The sequence below is a fragment of the Streptomyces sp. NPDC059787 genome, from assembly GCF_042732315.1.
GTDB lineage: Bacteria > Actinomycetota > Actinomycetes > Streptomycetales > Streptomycetaceae > Streptomyces > Streptomyces atrovirens.
In genome coordinates this window covers 17,372-34,118 of sequence record NZ_JBHWHX010000056.1, presented here as the reverse complement: position 1 = coordinate 34,118, position 16,747 = coordinate 17,372, and the positions used below count along the sequence as shown (strand labels likewise).

Genomic DNA, 16,747 nt, shown 5'->3' with positions numbered 1-16,747 from the left:
CTCTCGTCACCCGCCACAGCCTCGCGCGTTGGCGAGGGAAGGCAGGAGATCCGGCTGGCGCGATTACCACCCTTGCCGGGCTGCTGGCTGACCAGGAACGGGTACTGGGCCCTGACCACCTCCGCACTCTCGTCACCCGCCACAGCCTCGCGCGTTGGCGAGGGAAGGCAGGAGATCCGGCTGGCGCGATTACCACCCTTGCCGGGCTGCTGGCTGACCAGGAGCGAGTACTCGGCCCTGACCACCTCGATACCCTCGACACCCGTCACGAGCTCGCGCTTTGGCGGGGGGAGGCGGGGGACGCGGCCGGCGCCGCCACCGCCCTTGCCGAGGTACTGGCCGATCGGCAGAGGGTCCTCGGCCTGGACCACCCCGACACTCTCGCCACCCGCCACGAGCTCGCACGGTGGCGGAGTAGGACCGAACGCGGGGACGACGCAGAGAGCCCCGTTCTCTTGTAGTACAGCCCGGTGTTGTCGATGGGCTGGAAGGAGGTCGTCTTGGCGGAGGCCCCTTGGGCAGGACGGACCGCAGCCCATGAAGTTCCCCGTCGTCGCGCGCAAACAGCTCGGCGCTCCGCGGCATCACCCGCATCAGTGATAGCGCCACACCTGTCGCGCACACTACGGTCGATTGCGTAGCTGTTGAGCTGCACCGTTTCTCAGAGAGCCGTGCTCCGCCACAACCTTCCTCAAGAGAATCCGCTGTGCTCGTATTGCGGGGCGAAGGAGCGTCCAAGCCGCTAGCCTGTCCTCAGCGGCCCGGAAAGTGCGGCTGCGCAGACGGCCAGAGGCCCTACTCCCAGCGGGGTAGGGCTTCTTTGCGTCGCAAGGGCTGTGCGCTGGAGGCGCTTTCGCCTCCCGGCGCTGAGCTGGAGGGCCGTCCGGCCGACTCTGGGTCCGCCCGCTTCCGGCCCCATCCTGGGGCCAGGATGGGGCCGGAAGGACGGTGAAACCTCGTGAACGACCGGCGTGCCCTGGATACCCTCATGCTCGATGACCTGCACAGACGGCAAAATCAAGGACAGGGAGTGAATCCTGGGGTAAAGCTCTGGCGAGCTCGTAATGCGTAGGTCTCGGGTTCGAATCCCGAAGGCGGCTCCATCTCGAACCGCAGGTCATGGTTATGACCTGCGGTTCTTTGTTTCCTGCTGGTGGCTGTGGCCGCCTTGATCCGATGCCGCCCGGAGTGGTGCCACGCCGAGCCGTCGTGCCGGTTCTCTACGTGATCGTCGCAGGAGGTCTCCTGCCGGGCGGGCTGGTCGCGCTGGTACGGCTGCCGGCGCCGCGGCCCGAAGCCTGACCCGTGAGTACGGCGTGCTCGCCGTGTGTGTCGTCCTACGTTCACCCGGTCGAGGTTTGGACGCAACCAAGCGTGCTTCAGAGTGGGTTGCGTGAGTTTCGAGCCCTTGGAGCATGCCCGTGATCGACGGGCCGGGTGGGTCGTAGTGAGTGAGGAGCAGCGTTTATGCCACGTCAGCACGAACCTCCGGCCGGCGGGGCGACACCGGCCGTGGCCGTCCGCCGTGCGGTTTCCGTGCCCGCGCCGGGTAACGACCCCGGCGCGGATCTGAGACCGCGCGGTCCTGAGCCCGTTCCTGCCTCCGGCTCCGCCGCGGAGCCGGCCGCCGCCGAGGAGGGACGGCAGCAGGAGCAGAAGGAAGAGCAGAAGCAAGAGCAAGAGCGGGAACAGCAACAACAGCGGCAGGCGGCAGAACCCGACGGAGCGGAAGCCGAGGCCGCGGTCGGTGTGGTCGCGGCCGGGAACGGCGACGGCGCGAAAGCGGACGCGGATGCGGACGCGGATGCGGACGCGGCGGTGCCGGGGCGGCTGCGCGGGCCCATGGTGGCCGCGGCCGCCATCGTGGGGGCGGTGCTGATCTGCGTACCTCTCCTGGTGCTCGGCCTGACCCGTGAAGAGGACCGTACGGTCGAGACGGCTCCCGTCGGAGGGACGACGCTTGACCCCGGTACGTCCGACGACATCCCGGCCGCCGACTACCAGGCCGCGTCCCCGTCGTCCTCGGCGTCGCCGAGCGGAGCCGCGTCCGCGTCCGGCTCCCCGGCCGGGGCCGAGCCCAAGTCCGAGTCCGAGTCCGAGCCTTCGCCGTCCCGTTCGGCCGAGGTGAAGGCCGCGCCCCGGCCCGCCACCCAGAAGGCGACCGACGGGAAGGAGACGCCGAAGGCGAAGAATTCCCCCGCGATCACTCCCCGGCAACTGGCCAACGCCCTCTCCACCCGCGTCAACGCGCAACTGAAGAACGTCGCGACCGGCAAGTGCGCCGACCTGCCCTACTTCGAGAAGGGCTCGGTCGACGGCCCGGTGAGCCAGTACAACTGCCGGCCCACCACCAAGGACAACCAGCTCTGGGACCTGGAGGTGGCCGACTCGAACGGCGGGCCCGGCGGAGCGAGCCTCTTCGTCATCAGGAACCGCAAGGACGGGTTGTGCATGGACCTGCCCCACTACGGCAGTGTCGCGGCCGGGACCAAGGTCACCGAGTACCACTGCAGGCCGGCCGCGGACAACCAGCTCTGGTGGCTGGACCCGCGGTCGGGGGGTTACTGGATCCGCAACGCCGCGAGCAACCTGTGCATGAGCGTGGTCGGCGGCAGTTCCGCCGGGAACGACGCCAGGCTCCAGGTGGCGCGGTGCGGCTCGGGGACGGGCGAGCAGCGCTGGTCCGTCGTCTCCGTGGTCAAGCCCTCCTGAACGACATCACCGCCCGGCCTACCGCGGGAGGCCACGGCATGAACGGCTAGCATCGCGAACGCAGTCGTCGGCCGGGATGGTGAGGTGAGGACGTGGGGACGCCGAGGATCGCCGTCGCCGTGGTGACCATGGGGAACCGGCCCGCCGAGGTGGACGCGTTGCTGGAGTCCGTGGCGAAGCAGGACCTCCCGCCCGCGCGGATCGTCATCGTGGGCAACGGCTGCCCGCTGCCCGAGTTCGCCCGGCGGCTGTCGCTCCCCGGCGAGGTCACCACCGTGGAGCTGGAGGAGAACCTCGGCTGCCCCGGCGGGCGGAACGCGGCGATCGCGCGGCTGCGGGAGTTCGGGGACGTGGACGTCGTCGTCGAGCTGGACGACGACGGGCTGCTCGTCGACGCCGATGTGCTGCGCCGCGTGGGGGAGTTGTACGCCGCCGACGAGCGGCTCGGGATCGTCGGCTTCCGGATCGCCGACGAGCTGGGGGAGACCCAGCAGCGGCATGTGCCACGGGTCGGGAAGTCGGATCCGATGCGCGGCGGGTACGTCACCGGGTTCCTCGGCGGCGGGCACGCGCTGCGGATGGCGATGCTGGACGGGATCGGCGACTGGCCCGCCGCGTTCTTCTTCGCGCACGAGGAGACCGACCTCGCCTGGCGGGCCGTGGACGCCGGGTGGCGGATCCTCTACGCGCCCGAACTGCTGCTCCAGCACCCGAAGACCTCCCCCGCCCGGCACGCCATCTACTACCGGGTGAACGCCCGCAACCGGGTGTGGCTGGCCCGGCGGCGGCTGCCGTTCCCGCTCGTTCCCGTCCATCTCGGCGTGTGGATGCTGCTCACCCTGGTGCGGAACCGGTCGGCCAGTGGGCTGCGGGCCTGGTTCGGCGGGTTCGTGGAAGGGCTGCGGGAGCCGGCCGGGGAGCGGCGGGCCATGAGCTGGCGGACGGTGTGGCGGCTCACCCGGCTCGGACGGCCACCGGTCGTCTGACCCGACGGGCGGTACGACGAGGGGGCCGGCCGGCGATCCGGTCATTTGGCGTCCGCGTAGCACTCCACCACCGCCGTCGTGAACGGGAAGCGCACCGGTGTCTGTCCGAAGGTCAGCCGGCCGGCCAGGTCCGCGGCCCCCCGGATCGCCGCCACCACCGTCTCCGCCTCCTCCTCGGGACAGTGCACGATCACCTCGTCGTGCTGGAAGAAGACCAGCTCGGCCGCCATGCCGCTCAGGGTCTGCCGGAGCGCGGCGAGCAGCAGCAGGGCCCAGTCGGCGGCGCTGCCCTGGACGACGAAGTTGCGGGCGAAGCGGCCACGGGCGCGGGCGTTGGTCGAGGCGTAGCCCGGCGTCCAGGGGCGGCTCTCATCGGTGGCGGCCTCCTCCGCGACCGGGATGCCGGCCTCCTCCACCGCGTCGTCCGTCGTGCGGACGGCCGGCGGGCAGGTGCGGCCCAGCCAGGTCCGTACGAGCCGGCCCTCCTCGCCCGCGCGGGCGGCCTCGTCGACGTAGGCCACCGCCCTGGGGAAGCGGCGGCGGAGCGCGGCGAGGTTCTTCAGGCCGTCGCCGGAGGTCTGGCCGTAGACCGCGCCGAGGACGGCGAGCTTGGCCTGGGCGCGGTCGCCGGAGAAGGCGCGGTCGGACACCGACTGGTACAGGTCGCTCTCCCGGCCGGCCACCTCCATCAGTCCGGGGTCGCGGGAGATCGCCGCCAGCACGCGCGGCTCCATCTGGTCGGCGTCGGCGACGACGAGCCGCCAGCCGGGGTCGGCGACGGCCGCGCGGCGGATCACCTTGGGGATCTGCAGGGCGCCCCCGCCGTTGGTGACCCAGCGGCCGGTCACCGTCCCGCCCGCGAGGAACTCGGGCCGGAAGCGGCCGTCGCGCACCCAGTCCTGGAGCCAGGACCAGCCGTGGGCGACCCGGATCCGGTACAGCTTCTTGTACTCGATCAGCGGTTTGACGGCCGGGTGGTCGACGGACTCGATCTCCCAGCGGCGGGTCGAGGTGACCTTGACGCCGGCCTGCGCGAAGGCCTTCACCACATCGGCAGGCAGGTCGGGCCGGACCCGGCGGCCGAAGGCGGCGGACACCTCGTCGGCCAGCTCGGCGAGCCGGCGTGGCTCGCCGCCGCCCGCGTACCGCTCGCCGAGCAGGTCGTGCAGCACCGCGCGGTGTACGTCCGCCCGCCAGGGCAGTCCCGTGCGGTTCATCTCGGCGGCCACCAGCGTCCCCGCCGACTCGGCGGCCGTCAGCAGCCGCATCCGGTCCGGGTGCGCGGCCCGGCCGGTCCGCCGCTGCTGCTCGGCGTAGACCGCGAGGAGGTCCGTCAGCGGCAGCCGGACGCCCTGGGGTTCGAAGAGGGAGGACTGGGCGCCCGGCTCGGCATGGCGCTGCGGCGGGTCGGGCGGTACGGGGCCGCCGCGCAGCCGGGCCAGCGCCGCCACGGCCGAACGGGGTTCCCCGTACCGCCCCTCGTGGCCGAGCAGGAGTGTCTCGGCGGCCTCGATGTCGTGGGCCCGCTCCACTCGCACCCCCGTGGCGAGCAGGCGCGGGTAGACCTCGGCGGTGGACCGCCACACCCACCGCGTGACACCGGGACGGCTCCGTACGGCCTCGGCGGGGTCCGCCTCCCGCAGCACCGGACCGGCGGGCAGCCCGTCCGGGCCGAGGGGGGCGACGTCCACGCCACCGTCCTCGGCCGGAGCGAGTGCCCACCGGTCGGCCATGCTGCGAGTGTGGCAGGGGGCACTGACAACGCCCCCGGTCAGCCTTCCTGACCGGTCTCGTCCTCCGTCCGGGTCTCCACGTACTGCGCCAGCATCTCGGCGACGTACCGCTCGGTGGCGGCCTTGGTGACGCCGAGGCCGCTGAGGAGGCCCTCGCCGTTCTCGTGCTCCAGCAGGGCGAGCAGGATGTGCTCGGTGCCGATGTAGTTGTGGCCGAGGCGGAGGGCCTCGCGGAAGGTGAGTTCCAGGACCTTCTTGGCCGCCGGGCCGTACGGCACCAGCTCGGGGGCGTCCTCGACGGCCGGCGGGAGCGCCGCGCGGGCGGCCTCGCGGACCGCGTCCACGGTGACGCCCTGCTCGGTGATCGCCTTGACCGCCAGGCCCTGCGGCTCGGCCAGCAGACCGAGGACCAGGTGCTCGGGCAGACCCTCCGCGTTGTGCGCGGCCTGGGCCTCGTTGTGCGCGGCCATGACCGTGTTGCGGGCGCGGGGCGTGTAGCGGTTGAAGCCCTGGCTGGGGTCGAGGTCGTTGCCCTCCTTCGGCACGAAGCGCTTCTGGGCCGCCTGCCGGGTGACGCCCATGCTCTTGCCGATGTCCGTCCAGGAGGCGCCCGAACGCCGGGCCTGGTCCACGAAGTGGCCGATCAGGTGGTCGGCCACGTCGCCGAGGTGCTCTCCGGCGAGCACCGCGTCCTGGAGCTGTTCCAGGGGCTCCTCGTGGACCTTCTTGATGGCCGCGATGAGGTCGTCGAGACGCACGGATGACTTGATGGCGGGGTTCGTCGTCATGTGTCAACCGTAGGTTGACAGTCAGAGGGTGTCAACCCGAAGTTGACACTTCCGGGTGAATCCCCGGGACATGGCACGATCGGCCCGTGAGTACGTCCAGCACCGTCGACCGGGCCTTCCGGGCCGCCCTCTACGACACCGGCGACACCGCCCTCGACACCGGCGCGTCCCTGCTCGCCGCCGATCCGGCGGTCGACACCGAACTCGCCCGGCGCGGCGAGGAGTTCGTGGCGACCGCCTGGCGGCGCGGCTGGCAGCCCGCCGACGTCGTACGGATCGTCCGGCGCGAGCTGGACGACGTCCACGTACGGCTCGTCTCCGCACTGATCCGCACGCAGGCACCGCGCGACGACCGGCCGCGCGGGCCCCGCTGGAAGGCCCAGCTGGACGGGCTCGGAGCGGACGACGCCCCGCGCGGCGACCGCTTCTCGTACGCCGTGGCCGTCCTGGAGCTGTACCGCCTGCTGCTGCGCCTGCCCGCCCTCGAACCCCTCGACGAGACGTCCGCGCCGGACCCGGCGGACCGGCGGCCGGAGTCCCGCGTGCTCGGCCGCATCCGCGCGCTGCTGGCCAAGGCGGAGGCGACGGGGTTCCCGGACGAGGCGGAGGCGCTCAGCGCCAAGGCGCAGGAGCTGATGGCACGGCACAGCGTCGACGAGGCGCTGCTCGCCGCGCGGGAGCCCTCGGCCGCGACGCCGGGTGCCTGCCGGATCGGGGTGGAGCCGCCGTACGAGCAGGCCAAGGCGGTGCTGCTGGACGCGGTCGCCGGCGCGAACCACTGCCGGGCCGTGTGGAACGAACCGCTCGGCTTCTCCACCGTGGTCGGCTTCGCCTCCGACCTGGAGGCCGTGGAACTCCTCTACACCTCACTGCTCGTACAGGCCACCACCGCGATGACCAGGGCGGAGGCCGCACAGCGCGCGGGCGGACGCAAGCGGACCAAGACCTTCCGGCAGTCCTTCCTCGCCGCCTACGCGCACCGCGTGGGGACACGTCTCGCGGCCGTCGCCGAGACCCAGGTGAGCGACGACCTGCTCCCGGTGCTCGCCTCCCGCGCGGTGGCGGTCACCGAGCGGACGGACCGCCTGTTCCCGGAGACGACGACCACCCGGCTGCGCGGGGTGAGCGACGCGGCGGGCTGGGAGGAGGGCGCCCGCGCGGCGGACGACGCCCAGGTCAGGGCCCGCCCGCACCTTCCCTGAGCGCCGAGCGGGTCCGGCGGGGTCCGCCGTGGTTCGGCGGCGCCCACGAAGGGGCGCGGGACCGTACCGACGTGCGACCACCGCCGCGTGGGCGCGGCCGGCCGCGACGGTGCCGCGGACGACCGACGGCGCATCGCCGTACTTCCGGCGGAGCGCTCAGTCCCCCGCCTGCTGGTAGGCGCTCACGGAGATCCTGTGGCCGGTCCGGCCGTCGGACGCGACCGGGCCGTAGGTCCAGCGGAAGGTCCGGGTGCCGGAGAGGTCGACCCGCAGGCTCTCCGCCTCGAAGGCGCCGTCGCCGGGCGTGCCGCGTTCGTAGGTGAGGGTGAACGACGCGGACTCGCCCTTGGCCAGGGTCAGTTTCTGGGCCTTGGCGCCCTCGGCCGGCGGCACCTCGACGGTGGTGGAATCACCGGCACCGGCCAGCCGCACCTCGGGGAAACCGTCCAGGGTGCAGGTGGCGCTCTGGTTGGTGAAGCCGACGGGAACCTCGCCGGTGTCCCCGGCGGCCGGCGCGATGCTCGCGGGCCCGACCTCCATGCTCACCGTGTCGACCGAGCAGGTGGTGCTCTCCTGCTTCCCGTCGCCGCCCCCGTCCCCGCCCGTGCCGCCGCAGGCGGTCAGCAGGAGGAGCGCGGCGAGGGCGGCGGGGACGGCGAGCGGCGTGGTGCGCATGAGTGATCCTCTGGGGTTCGTGGAGGTGCCCACCGGTCATCATCACGCACCCGCCACCGATCCGCCCCGCGGACCGGCCCTAGTAGGGCTTGGTCAGGTTTGTATCGGTGTGGGTATGTCGCGGTGGCAGGTGGGGCAGGCGCCGGTCCAGGTGGCGAGGAGTGTCTGCAGTTCCCGGACGACTTGGTAGAGGCTCAGACCAGCGCCGGGTCTTTTGGGTCTCGCGTCAGTCGTTGCAGGGTGCAAAAGGCGTGGGCGGCGGAGACGAGGGTGACGTGGTGGTGCCAGCCGGTCCAGGTGCGGCCCTCGAAGTGGGCCAGGCCCAGGGCCTGTTTCATCTCGCGGTAGTCGTGTTCGATGCGCCAGCGGAGTTTGGCCAGCCGCACCAAAGTCGCCAGGGGCATCCCGGAGGGCAGGTTCGACAGCCAGAACTGCACCGGTTCCGGCTCGGTGGTCGGCCACTCGGCCAGCAGCCACCGCTCGGGCAGCTCCGGACCGCCGGTGGCCTTGCGGATGCCGCGTCCGGCCGGGCGGACCCTGAGGGCGACGAAGCGCGAGTGCATGCGCTTGAAGCCGCTTCGGCCCTTGCCCGGCCGGGATCCTTCCCGCCAGGACACCGGCCGTGCGGCCGCCTTCCCGGCCGCGACGACCAGGTCCTTCACGGTCTGCGCGGGCTCGGGATACTGCACTTTCGGTGGCCGTCCGGTACCCGCATAAGCCGGCTTCACGGGCCGGGCATCGGCCGGATGCGCGGTGTGCCGGCCCGAGATCCCGACCGCGTAGGGCAGATCTCGTTCCTCCAGGCCGAGGCGGAAGGCGGCGGCATCGCCATAGCCGGCGTCCGCGACCACCAGCGGGACATCGATGCCCCACGAGAGGGTTTCGTCGATCATGTCCAGGGCCAGCTGCCACTTCTCCACGTGCCCCACGTGGTCGGGAATCCCGCAGCGGGTGCGGCGGGCGACCTTGTCGGCCTCGGCCTCGGGCGAGATCGGATCCCAGGAGGCGGGCAGGAACAGCCGCCAGTTGACGGCCGCGGAGGCACGGTCGGTAGCCAGGTGCACCGAGACACCCACCTGGCAGTTGGTGACCTTGCCCGCGGTGCCGGTGTACTGCCGCGACACACACGCCGAGGCGTCCCCGTCCTTGAGGAAACCGGTGTCGTCCACGATCAGCGCCTCCGGGCCGATCGCCTCATGCATCCGCCAGGCCAGCCGGGCCCGCACATGCGCCGCATCCCACGGACTGGAGGTGATGAAGTGCGCCAGCGCCTGCCGGTTGCCGTCCTCACCCAGACGGGCCGCCATCGGTTCCACCGACTTGCGCCTGCCGTCCAGCAGCAGCCCGCGCACATACGCCTGCCCCCACCGCCGCTGATCCGCCCGGAAGAACCCGTCGAACAACTCCGCCGCGAACGCCTCCAGGTCCTCCCGGACCCCGGCCAACTCCTCAGGTGTCACACCACCCCAACGACACCCACCGGCCAACGGACACGCCACCCACGAGTGAAGATGACCAAGCCCTACTAGAAGCCCAGCCCTTCCGTGGGCAGCCCCGTCGGCAGGGAGTCGCCCTCGGCCCTGGTGTACGTCTCGGTGCCGAGGGCGCCCTCCCAGGTGACCTTCAGGGAGTCCTCACCGACGGAGCCGACCGTGCCGTTCGCCCGGTCCTCGGTGCCCTCGCCGCACTTCAGGCGGATCGAACGGGTCCCGGCCTGCTCCCGCGCGGTACCGCTGCACACGGTGCCGCCCGTGGCGAAGAGGGCGGCCTCCTCGCCGTGGACCATCAGGACCACCGCCTTGCCGTCGGCCGTGGTGAGCCAGCTTCCCTCCAGCTCGCTCGCCGGGGCCGCGCTCGTGCCGGAGCCCCCGGTGCCGCCACCGGAGTCCGCGGTCGCCGTGGCGGACGGGGCGGGGCCGGTCGCGGAGTCGTCCGAGCCGTCGGAGCCGTTCCCGCCGCACGCGGTCAGCGCGAGCGCGCCGGCCAGCCCCACGGCCGCGACCGCGACCCGTGCGCGCCGGGAGTGCGGCCCGCGCGATGACGGCGATGCGGACGAGTACGTCACCGAAGCCTCCGAAGTCACTGCGAACCCCCTGGCTGTGGCCGGCCCCGTCGGCCGGACGACCGCCGCCAGCTAACAGGACCCGCCCGGCACCCCACCAGCCTCCGTGACACACCTCGCACAGCATGTCCACGACGGACGGGTGGACCGGCGTGCGGGGAACGCGGAGAGCACACAAGGAAACACGGTGGAACAGAAAGGCCCCCGTGTGCGTCTCTTAGGAAGCGGGGCCGGTAAAGCGTCCGTCAAAGCGGGCACGGCACGACCGTCAAGGCTGTAGTCGCGGGGACACCCCGCGTGCACGTGCATCTGCTCATGCATCAGCACATGAACAAAGCTATGATCCCGGTCAGTTGACCACTGCATCAATGGCCACACCAGCCAGTGCACCAGCGGGGAGCGACCTGTGGACCACGACGTGTACGACGGTGACGTGTACGACGGTGCCGACGCGCCCGGCGTGTACAACGGCATGGCGGCCGCCGGGCTGGACGGCGTGGCCTGGCAGAAGAGCCGGCACAGCAACTCGCAGGGTTCCTGCGTGGAGTTCGCCCGGCTGCCCGGCGGAGAGGTGGCCGTGCGCAACTCCCGCTTCCCCGACGGCCCCGCGCTCGTCTACACCCGCGCGGAGATCGAGGCCATGCTGCTGGGCGTGAAGGACGGCGAATTCGACCACCTGGTCGCCGGCTGACCGTCCTGCCGGGACGGACGGCGTATCCCGGTCCGCTCCGGAAAGGGACCGGAGCGGACCGACGGACCGGAGTGGCCCAGGAGGCGCCAACGCGCGTAGAACCGCGGCGCCCGGAAGCGCCGCGGCCCGTCAGGTGCCGGGACAGGAGCGGTCGGCGGGGCGCGGCAGCCGGAACAGGGCCCAGACCACCTTGCCGCCGAGCGCGCCGGCCATCGGGTGCCAGCCCCAGCCGTCGCTGAAGGACTCGACCAGGAACAGCCCCCGGCCCGACTCGGCGGAGAAGTCGTCCGACTCGCGGGCGACGGGGCTGTCGTCGCTGGGGTCGCGCACCGCGCACACCAGCCGCTCGGTCCACCGCATCAGATGCAGCCGTACCGGCAGGTCCGGCGCCGCCGGTCGCGGGGTGTCGGCCGGCAGGCCGTGCCGCAGGGCGTTGGTGACCAGCTCGGAGACGACCAGGCACACGTCGTCGAAACGGTCGCCCAGGTCCCACTGGTCGAGCGTCTTGCGGGTGAACTGCCGGGCCTCACGGACCGCTTCGTAGCGGGCGGGGAGGGCGCAGGAGGAGGCGTCGGACGCGGCCGCGAGGTTCAGCGGCGGAAGGCCCTGCCGTAACGGCTCGAGCATGGTCGATCCATTCGTCCCCATGCGAGGCACTCCCGGGAATTCGCGGTCGTAGCGAGGCTGCGGTGGTGCGGAGACCATGGTTTCGGATGCGTACAGCAGATGCAAGGGCAGATGCACGTGCAGCTGACCGAAATCAGCCCTGCCGTACTGGTTTGTTGGCCAATTTTTCCGTCATCTTCCTGTCGTCTTCCGGCTGTTCCCTTGTCTCCTCGTTGCTCCTTCCTTCTCCTTCCGTGCCCGTTCCGTGCTCCTTCCCGACCGGTATCCTCGGCCGGATTCCGTTTCCGTAACCGGACGAGTACTGCTCGAAGTGTTTTAGTGGCAGACTGCGGGCCCTGAAGACGTTGGGGAGGCTGGCGAACGTGAGCGCGGGAGAGCCGGGATCGGTGGTGCGGCGCATGCTGCTCGGATCACAACTGCGGCGACTGCGTGAGGCGCGGGGGATCACGCGCGAGGCGGCGGGCTACTCGATCCGCGCCTCCGAATCGAAGATCAGCCGGATGGAGTTGGGCCGGGTGAGCTTCAAGACCAGGGATGTCGAGGATCTGCTGACGCTGTACGGCATCACGGACGAGCAGGAGCGCCTGTCGCTGGTCTCCCTCGCCAAGGAGGCCAATGTGGCGGGCTGGTGGCACAGTTACTCGGACGTGCTGCCGAGCTGGTTCCCCACGTACGTGGGCCTGGAGGGCGCCGCCTCACTGATCCGGGCGTACGAGGTGCAGTTCGTGCACGGCCTGCTGCAGACCGAGGAGTACGCCCGCGCGGTGGTGCGCCGCGGTATGAAGGGGGCGAGCGAGGAGGACGTCGAGCGGCGGGTGACGCTGCGCCTGGAGCGGCAGAAGTACCTGGTCTCGGAGAACGCCCCCGAGTTCCACGTCGTCCTCGACGAGGCCGCCCTGCGCCGGCCGTACGGCGACCGCGCGGTGATGCGCGGCCAGCTCCAGCACCTCATCGACGTCTCCGAGCGGCCCAACATCCGTTTGCAGGTCATGCCGTTCAGCCTCGGCGGGCACTCCGGCGAGTCGGGCGCGTTCACCGTCCTCAGCTTCCCCGAGTCCGACCTGTCGGACGTCGTGTACCTGGAGCAGCTCACCAGCGCGCTGTATCTCGACAAGGCCGAGGACGTGGCCCAGTACGAGAAGGCGCTCAAGGAGCTCCAGCACGACGGCCCGGGTCCGGCGGAGAGCCGGGACCTTCTGCGGGGGCTGCTGCACATGTCCTGAGGCAGTCCTCGACTCCCGAGGCGACCCTCAACTCACATGAAACACAAGTACGATGACGTTCGATCAGGCCGTGCGGTCGATCGGTGCCCCACTGATGCAACGACGCAGCAAGGGATTGAGGGATCACATGTCGTCGTACTTCACCGACCTGGCTCAGCAGTACATCGACGGTGAGTGGCGCCCGGGCACCGGCTCCTGGGACATCATCGACTTCAACCCGTACGACGACGAGAAGCTCGCGTCGATCACGATAGCCACGGTCGACGAGGTCGATCAGGCGTACAGGGCGGCCGCCCGCGCGCAGAAGCAGTGGGCGGCGACCAATCCGTACACCCGCCGCGCGGTGTTCGAGAAGGCGCTCAGGCTGGTCGAGGAGCGCGAGGAGGAGATCGCCGAGGCGATCGTCGCCGAGCTCGGCGGCACCCGCCTGAAGGCCGCCTTCGAGCTGCACCTCGCCAAGGAGTTCCTGCGCGAGGCGGTCCACCTGGCGCTGCGCCCCGAGGGCCGGATCATCCCCTCGCCGGTGGACGGCAAGGAGAACCGCGTCTACCGCGTGCCCGTGGGTGTCGTGGGCGTGATCAGCCCCTTCAACTTCCCCTTCCTGCTCTCCCTCAAGTCGGTCGCCCCCGCGCTCGCGCTCGGCAACGGCGTGGTGCTCAAGCCGCACCAGAACACGCCGGTCGTCGGCGGCTCCCTGGTGGCGAAGATCTTCGAGGACGCGGGCCTGCCCGGCGGTCTGCTCAACGTCGTCATCACCGACATCGCGGAGATCGGCGACGCCTTCCTGGAGCACCCGGTACCGAAGGTCATCTCCTTCACCGGCTCGGACGCGGTCGGCCGCCACGTGGCCACCGTCTGCGCCTCCCTCTTCAAGCGCTCGGTCCTCGAACTCGGCGGCAACAGCGCGCTGGTGGTCCTCGACGACGCCGACCTCGACTACGCGGTGGACGCGGCCGTCTTCAGCCGGTTCGTCCACCAGGGCCAGGTCTGCATGGCCGCCAACCGCGTCCTGGTCGACCGGTCGGTCGCCGACGAGTTCACCGAGAAGTTCGTCGCCAAGGTCAGGTCCCTCAAGGCCGGCGACCCGCGCGACCCGGAGACGGTCATCGGCCCGGTGATCAACTCCCGCCAGGCGGACGCCCTGTCCGGCGTGGTCGAGCAGGCGCTCGTCGAGGGCGCCACCGCCCTGGTGCACGGCGACCGCACCGACAACCTGGTCGAGCCGTCCGTCCTCACCGGCCTGCCCGCGGACTCGCCCCTGCTGCGGCAGGAGGTCTTCGGGCCCGTCGCCTTCCTCGTCCCGTTCGACGGCGAGGAGGAGGCCGTGCGCATCGTCAACGACACCCCGTACGGCCTGAGCGGCGCCGTGCACACCGGTGACATCGAGCGCGGCGTGAACTTCGCCAAGCAGATCGACACCGGCATGTTCCACGTGAACGACGGCACCGTGCACGACGAGCCGATCGTCCCCTTCGGCGGCGAGAAGCACTCGGGCATCGGCCGCCTCAACGGCGACACCATGCTGGACGCCTTCACCACGGTGAAGTGGATCTCGGTGCAGCACGGCCGGAGCGGCTTCCCGTTCTGAGCGGGCTCCGAGCGGGCAGGGCAGCCCCCGGGGCCGGTCCCGGGGGTCCTACGCTGGGCACATGTCAGTGATCCGTCTCCTGGTGCTCGGCGCGGTGCGCCAGCACGGGCGGGCCCACGGGTACCAGGTGCGCAACGACCTGGAGTACTGGGGCGCGCACGAGTGGTCCAACGCCAAGCCCGGCTCGATCTACCACGCGCTGAAGCAGATGGCGAAGCAGGGGCTGCTGCACGCGCACGAGATCGCGCCGTCCACGGCCGGCGGCCCGCCGCGCACGGAGTACGAGATCACCGAGCAGGGCACCGAGGAGTTCTTCCGGCTGCTGCGGGAGGCCCTGACCTCCTACGACCAGAAGCCGGACGTGCTCTCGGCGGGGCTCGGCCTGATGGTCGACCTGGAGCGCGCGGAGGCCCTCGCGCTGCTCGAGCAGCGGATGCGTGCGATCGGGGAGTGGCGCAAGGCCGTCACCGAGTACTACACGCCCGAGGGCGGCCCCGGTCGGCTCGGCCACATCGGGGAGATCATGGACTTCTGGGTCCACTCCGCCGACACCGGCGCCGAGTGGACCCGTTCCCTCATCGAGCGCATCCGGGGCGGCGCCTACACCTTCGCCGGTGAGGGCGAGCCGTTCGTCGGCGTACTGGCCGAGGGCGAGGAGAACCCGTACGGGACGGGGGAGCGGCACCCCGGGGACGATCGCTGATCAAGTTTGACCAGAAGTCTCGCGGGCATTACGGTCGAGCGAATAGTCAACTTTGACTAGCGAGGGGATGTGAGTGTCCGACGCGGCGGTCACCGTCGGGAAAGCACACAGGACATACGGGTGCGGCAGCAGTGGCCCCGCGCTGGACGGGCTCGACCTGACGGTCGCGCGCGGCACGGTGCACCACGCCGTCGAGGGCGCCATGGGCGCGTCGGGCAGCCGGTGCTCGGGCGGCGCCTCGGTCATGTCCCCGACCGGATCGGCAGGCCCCGGCAAGGGGTTGACGGACACGGGGTGCCCGTCGTGCTGCGGGCCTTTGTGGAGCGGCATGGGAGCTCCTTGATCTCGGGAGCGACGGGAGTGACGGGAGCGAGGAGAGGCGGGGGAAGGTCATCGCGCGGCTGTCCCGTCCTCCCGCAGCTGCATCAGCGGGCGCCCCGTCACCAGCAGCCAGGCCGGCAGCGACGCGATGCACAGGAGGACGAGGATGCCGGGGGAGACGACCAGGACGGCGGCGACGAACAGGCTCACCCAGCCCTGCCGGGTGATGGCCAGCAGGACCCCCAGCACCCCCGCCGACACGCCCACCGCCGGCTGCACCCCGGGCACCAGGGCGTGCGCGCACAGCCCGAGCGCGGTGCCGACGAACACCGCCGGGAAGATCCGTCCGCCCCGGAAGCCGCAGGACGCGGCGACGAGCAGCGCGGCCAGCTTCACCACCGTCATCGTGGCGAACTCGCCCGCCGACCAGCCGTCGGGATCGCGCGCCAGGACCGCGATCTCGTCGAGCCCCTTGAACAGGGTCAGGTGCCCGCCCAGTGCCGCCAGGGCGCCCAGCACCACGCCACCGGCCGGAAGCATCAGCATCGGGTGCCGCAGCCGCGCGAAGGCCCCGTGGACGTACGGGAAGGCGTACACGGCGCACATGCCGAGCACCGCGCCCACCGAGGCCACCACGAGGGACGCCAGCAGGTCGCCCCAGCCGGGCCGCCCGAACGGCGGCAGCCGGAGATCGAAGCTCGGCTCCGACACCAGGGAGATGGTGAGCGCGCCGGCCCCGGCGGCGGCCAGCGGTGCGAAGAGGCTGTCCCACAGCCGCCCCTTGATCGGCTGCCCGGCCAGCGCCTCGGAGATGACCAGCGCGGCGGCGACCGGCGTGCCGAACAGCGCGCCGATCGTGCCGGCCTCCGCCAGCGCCGCCCAGCTCTGTTCCCGGGTCTGCGGGAAGGTCCTGAGGCCCGCCCAGACCGCCAGCGAGACGTTCACGGCGATGATGGGGTTCTCGGGCCCCAGGCTGGGCCCGCCGGCCAGCATGAGCGCGGTCGCCAGCAGCAGCCCCGGCAGTACCGCGGGCGGCAGCACGGGCGCGTCGAGACCGGTGGTCGCCGGATCGGGACCCGCGTGGCCCGGTACCTTCCACACCACCAGTCCGACCGCGAACCCGGTGGCGACGAGCACCACGAACATCCACAGCACGGAGTACCCGCCGACGCCGAGGGCGTCCGGCAGGTCCTGCCAGAGCACGTCCTGCAGTTCCCCGGCCGCCGTGCTGACCCCCACCAGGACCAGGCTCGTCACCACGCCCACGAACAGCGCGGGCACGATGGTCGGCAGCAGGGCGCGTGCCGGGGCGGCGGGGGGTTCCTGTTGCGAGCTGTCCTGGGCCACGCGCACACGATAAACGGACAAGTCGGGCAGATCGGTAACCGGCTTGCATCTCACGTGGCGTGAGGACCCAGGCTGGAGCGCGTACCGAG

General features: G+C 71.6%; 15 protein-coding genes and 1 pseudogene. 8 read left to right on the top strand and 8 right to left on the bottom strand.

Going from position 1 to position 16,747, the window contains the following annotated elements:
* The first annotated feature begins 62 nt into the window (after nucleotides 1-62).
* The 3 genes from ACFV5H_RS33165 to ACFV5H_RS33155 all read left to right on the top strand — a co-directional run bounded on the left by ACFV5H_RS33165 (nucleotide 63) and on the right by ACFV5H_RS33155 (nucleotide 3,698).
* Nucleotides 63-461, top strand: a complete 399-nt coding sequence (locus ACFV5H_RS33165; protein ID WP_385198550.1) for a tetratricopeptide repeat protein — start codon at nucleotides 63-65, stop codon at nucleotides 459-461.
* A 1,006-nt stretch (nucleotides 462-1,467) separates the two neighbouring features.
* Complete coding sequence (locus ACFV5H_RS33160; RefSeq protein WP_385198536.1) at nucleotides 1,468-2,712, top strand: RICIN domain-containing protein; 1,245 nt, start codon at nucleotides 1,468-1,470, stop codon at nucleotides 2,710-2,712.
* A 92-nt stretch (nucleotides 2,713-2,804) separates the two neighbouring features.
* Nucleotides 2,805-3,698 carry a glycosyltransferase family 2 protein gene (locus ACFV5H_RS33155; RefSeq protein WP_385054308.1) on the top strand — a complete coding sequence of 298 codons (894 nt, stop codon included), beginning with the start codon at nucleotides 2,805-2,807 and terminating at the stop codon, nucleotides 3,696-3,698.
* Between the two features lie 41 nt (nucleotides 3,699-3,739).
* Here the strand turns inward: ACFV5H_RS33155 and ACFV5H_RS33150 are convergent, their stop codons facing one another.
* Nucleotides 3,740-5,431 (bottom strand): bifunctional 3'-5' exonuclease/DNA polymerase, encoded by a 1,692-nt coding sequence (locus tag ACFV5H_RS33150; RefSeq protein WP_385198534.1) that lies wholly within the window; start codon nucleotides 5,429-5,431, stop codon nucleotides 3,740-3,742.
* 38 nt (nucleotides 5,432-5,469) lie between these two features.
* Complete coding sequence (locus tag ACFV5H_RS33145) at nucleotides 5,470-6,219, bottom strand: Clp protease N-terminal domain-containing protein (protein ID WP_385054303.1); 750 nt, start codon at nucleotides 6,217-6,219, stop codon at nucleotides 5,470-5,472.
* Between the two features lie 86 nt (nucleotides 6,220-6,305).
* Here ACFV5H_RS33145 and ACFV5H_RS33140 point away from each other — a divergent pair, with 86 nt between their 5' ends.
* The gene (locus tag ACFV5H_RS33140) at nucleotides 6,306-7,421 is read left to right on the top strand and encodes a DUF2786 domain-containing protein (RefSeq protein WP_385198532.1); all 1,116 of its coding nucleotides are present in this window, start codon (nucleotides 6,306-6,308) and stop codon (nucleotides 7,419-7,421) included.
* A gap of 156 nt (nucleotides 7,422-7,577) precedes the next feature.
* On the opposite strand, the gene ACFV5H_RS33135 is transcribed toward ACFV5H_RS33140, so the two are convergent.
* From ACFV5H_RS33135 to ACFV5H_RS33125, 3 genes are all read right to left on the bottom strand, one after another.
* Nucleotides 7,578-8,096: a DUF4232 domain-containing protein gene (locus ACFV5H_RS33135; protein ID WP_385054298.1), complete on the bottom strand. Its 519-nt coding sequence runs from the start codon at nucleotides 8,094-8,096 to the stop codon at nucleotides 7,578-7,580.
* A 194-nt stretch (nucleotides 8,097-8,290) separates the two neighbouring features.
* The gene (locus tag ACFV5H_RS33130) at nucleotides 8,291-9,556 is read right to left on the bottom strand and encodes an IS701 family transposase (RefSeq protein WP_385198531.1); all 1,266 of its coding nucleotides are present in this window, start codon (nucleotides 9,554-9,556) and stop codon (nucleotides 8,291-8,293) included.
* 65 nt (nucleotides 9,557-9,621) lie between these two features.
* Nucleotides 9,622-10,179, bottom strand: coding sequence for a hypothetical protein (locus ACFV5H_RS33125; protein ID WP_385198529.1), 558 nt, complete (start codon nucleotides 10,177-10,179; stop codon nucleotides 9,622-9,624).
* Between the two features lie 385 nt (nucleotides 10,180-10,564).
* Between ACFV5H_RS33125 and ACFV5H_RS33120 the strand changes: the two genes are divergently transcribed.
* Nucleotides 10,565-10,849 (top strand): DUF397 domain-containing protein, encoded by a 285-nt coding sequence (locus tag ACFV5H_RS33120; RefSeq protein ID WP_385054293.1) that lies wholly within the window; start codon nucleotides 10,565-10,567, stop codon nucleotides 10,847-10,849.
* 129 nt (nucleotides 10,850-10,978) lie between these two features.
* On the opposite strand, the gene ACFV5H_RS33115 is transcribed toward ACFV5H_RS33120, so the two are convergent.
* The gene (locus tag ACFV5H_RS33115; RefSeq protein ID WP_385198528.1) at nucleotides 10,979-11,476 is read right to left on the bottom strand and encodes an ATP-binding protein; all 498 of its coding nucleotides are present in this window, start codon (nucleotides 11,474-11,476) and stop codon (nucleotides 10,979-10,981) included.
* Between the two features lie 398 nt (nucleotides 11,477-11,874).
* On the opposite strand from ACFV5H_RS33115, the gene ACFV5H_RS33110 reads away from it, so the two are divergent.
* From ACFV5H_RS33110 to ACFV5H_RS33100, 3 genes are all read left to right on the top strand, one after another.
* Complete coding sequence (locus tag ACFV5H_RS33110; RefSeq protein ID WP_385054369.1) at nucleotides 11,875-12,699, top strand: helix-turn-helix domain-containing protein; 825 nt, start codon at nucleotides 11,875-11,877, stop codon at nucleotides 12,697-12,699.
* 127 nt (nucleotides 12,700-12,826) lie between these two features.
* Nucleotides 12,827-14,287 carry an aldehyde dehydrogenase family protein gene (locus ACFV5H_RS33105; RefSeq protein ID WP_385198526.1) on the top strand — a complete coding sequence of 487 codons (1,461 nt, stop codon included), beginning with the start codon at nucleotides 12,827-12,829 and terminating at the stop codon, nucleotides 14,285-14,287.
* Nucleotides 14,288-14,348: 61 nt separating this feature from the next.
* Nucleotides 14,349-14,990: a PadR family transcriptional regulator gene (locus ACFV5H_RS33100; RefSeq protein WP_385054285.1), complete on the top strand. Its 642-nt coding sequence runs from the start codon at nucleotides 14,349-14,351 to the stop codon at nucleotides 14,988-14,990.
* A 183-nt stretch (nucleotides 14,991-15,173) separates the two neighbouring features.
* On the opposite strand, the pseudogene ACFV5H_RS33095 reads toward ACFV5H_RS33100, so the two are convergent.
* Nucleotides 15,174-15,320, bottom strand: a pseudogene (locus ACFV5H_RS33095) (glutamate decarboxylase); the annotation flags it as partial.
* Nucleotides 15,321-15,380: 60 nt separating this feature from the next.
* A complete protein-coding gene (locus ACFV5H_RS33090; protein WP_385198525.1) occupies nucleotides 15,381-16,658 on the bottom strand; it encodes an ion channel protein in 1,278 nt (425 codons plus the stop codon).
* Between the last annotated feature and the right edge of the window lie 89 nt (nucleotides 16,659-16,747).

Excerpts from the sequence above, each read along its gene's own strand:
- ACFV5H_RS33110 (WP_385054369.1), top strand. The coding sequence starts at position 11,875 with ATGCTGCTCGGATCACAACTGCGGCGACTGCGTGAGGCGCGGGGGATC.
- ACFV5H_RS33145 (WP_385054303.1), bottom strand. The coding sequence starts at position 6,219 with ATGACGACGAACCCCGCCATCAAGTCATCCGTGCGTCTCGACGACCTC.
- ACFV5H_RS33150 (WP_385198534.1), bottom strand. The coding sequence starts at position 5,431 with ATGGCCGACCGGTGGGCACTCGCTCCGGCCGAGGACGGTGGCGTGGAC.
- ACFV5H_RS33160 (WP_385198536.1), top strand. The coding sequence starts at position 1,468 with ATGCCACGTCAGCACGAACCTCCGGCCGGCGGGGCGACACCGGCCGTG.
- ACFV5H_RS33100 (WP_385054285.1), top strand. The coding sequence starts at position 14,349 with ATGTCAGTGATCCGTCTCCTGGTGCTCGGCGCGGTGCGCCAGCACGGG.
- ACFV5H_RS33115 (WP_385198528.1), bottom strand. The coding sequence starts at position 11,476 with ATGCTCGAGCCGTTACGGCAGGGCCTTCCGCCGCTGAACCTCGCGGCC.
- ACFV5H_RS33105 (WP_385198526.1), top strand. The coding sequence starts at position 12,827 with ATGTCGTCGTACTTCACCGACCTGGCTCAGCAGTACATCGACGGTGAG.
- ACFV5H_RS33135 (WP_385054298.1), bottom strand. The coding sequence starts at position 8,096 with ATGCGCACCACGCCGCTCGCCGTCCCCGCCGCCCTCGCCGCGCTCCTC.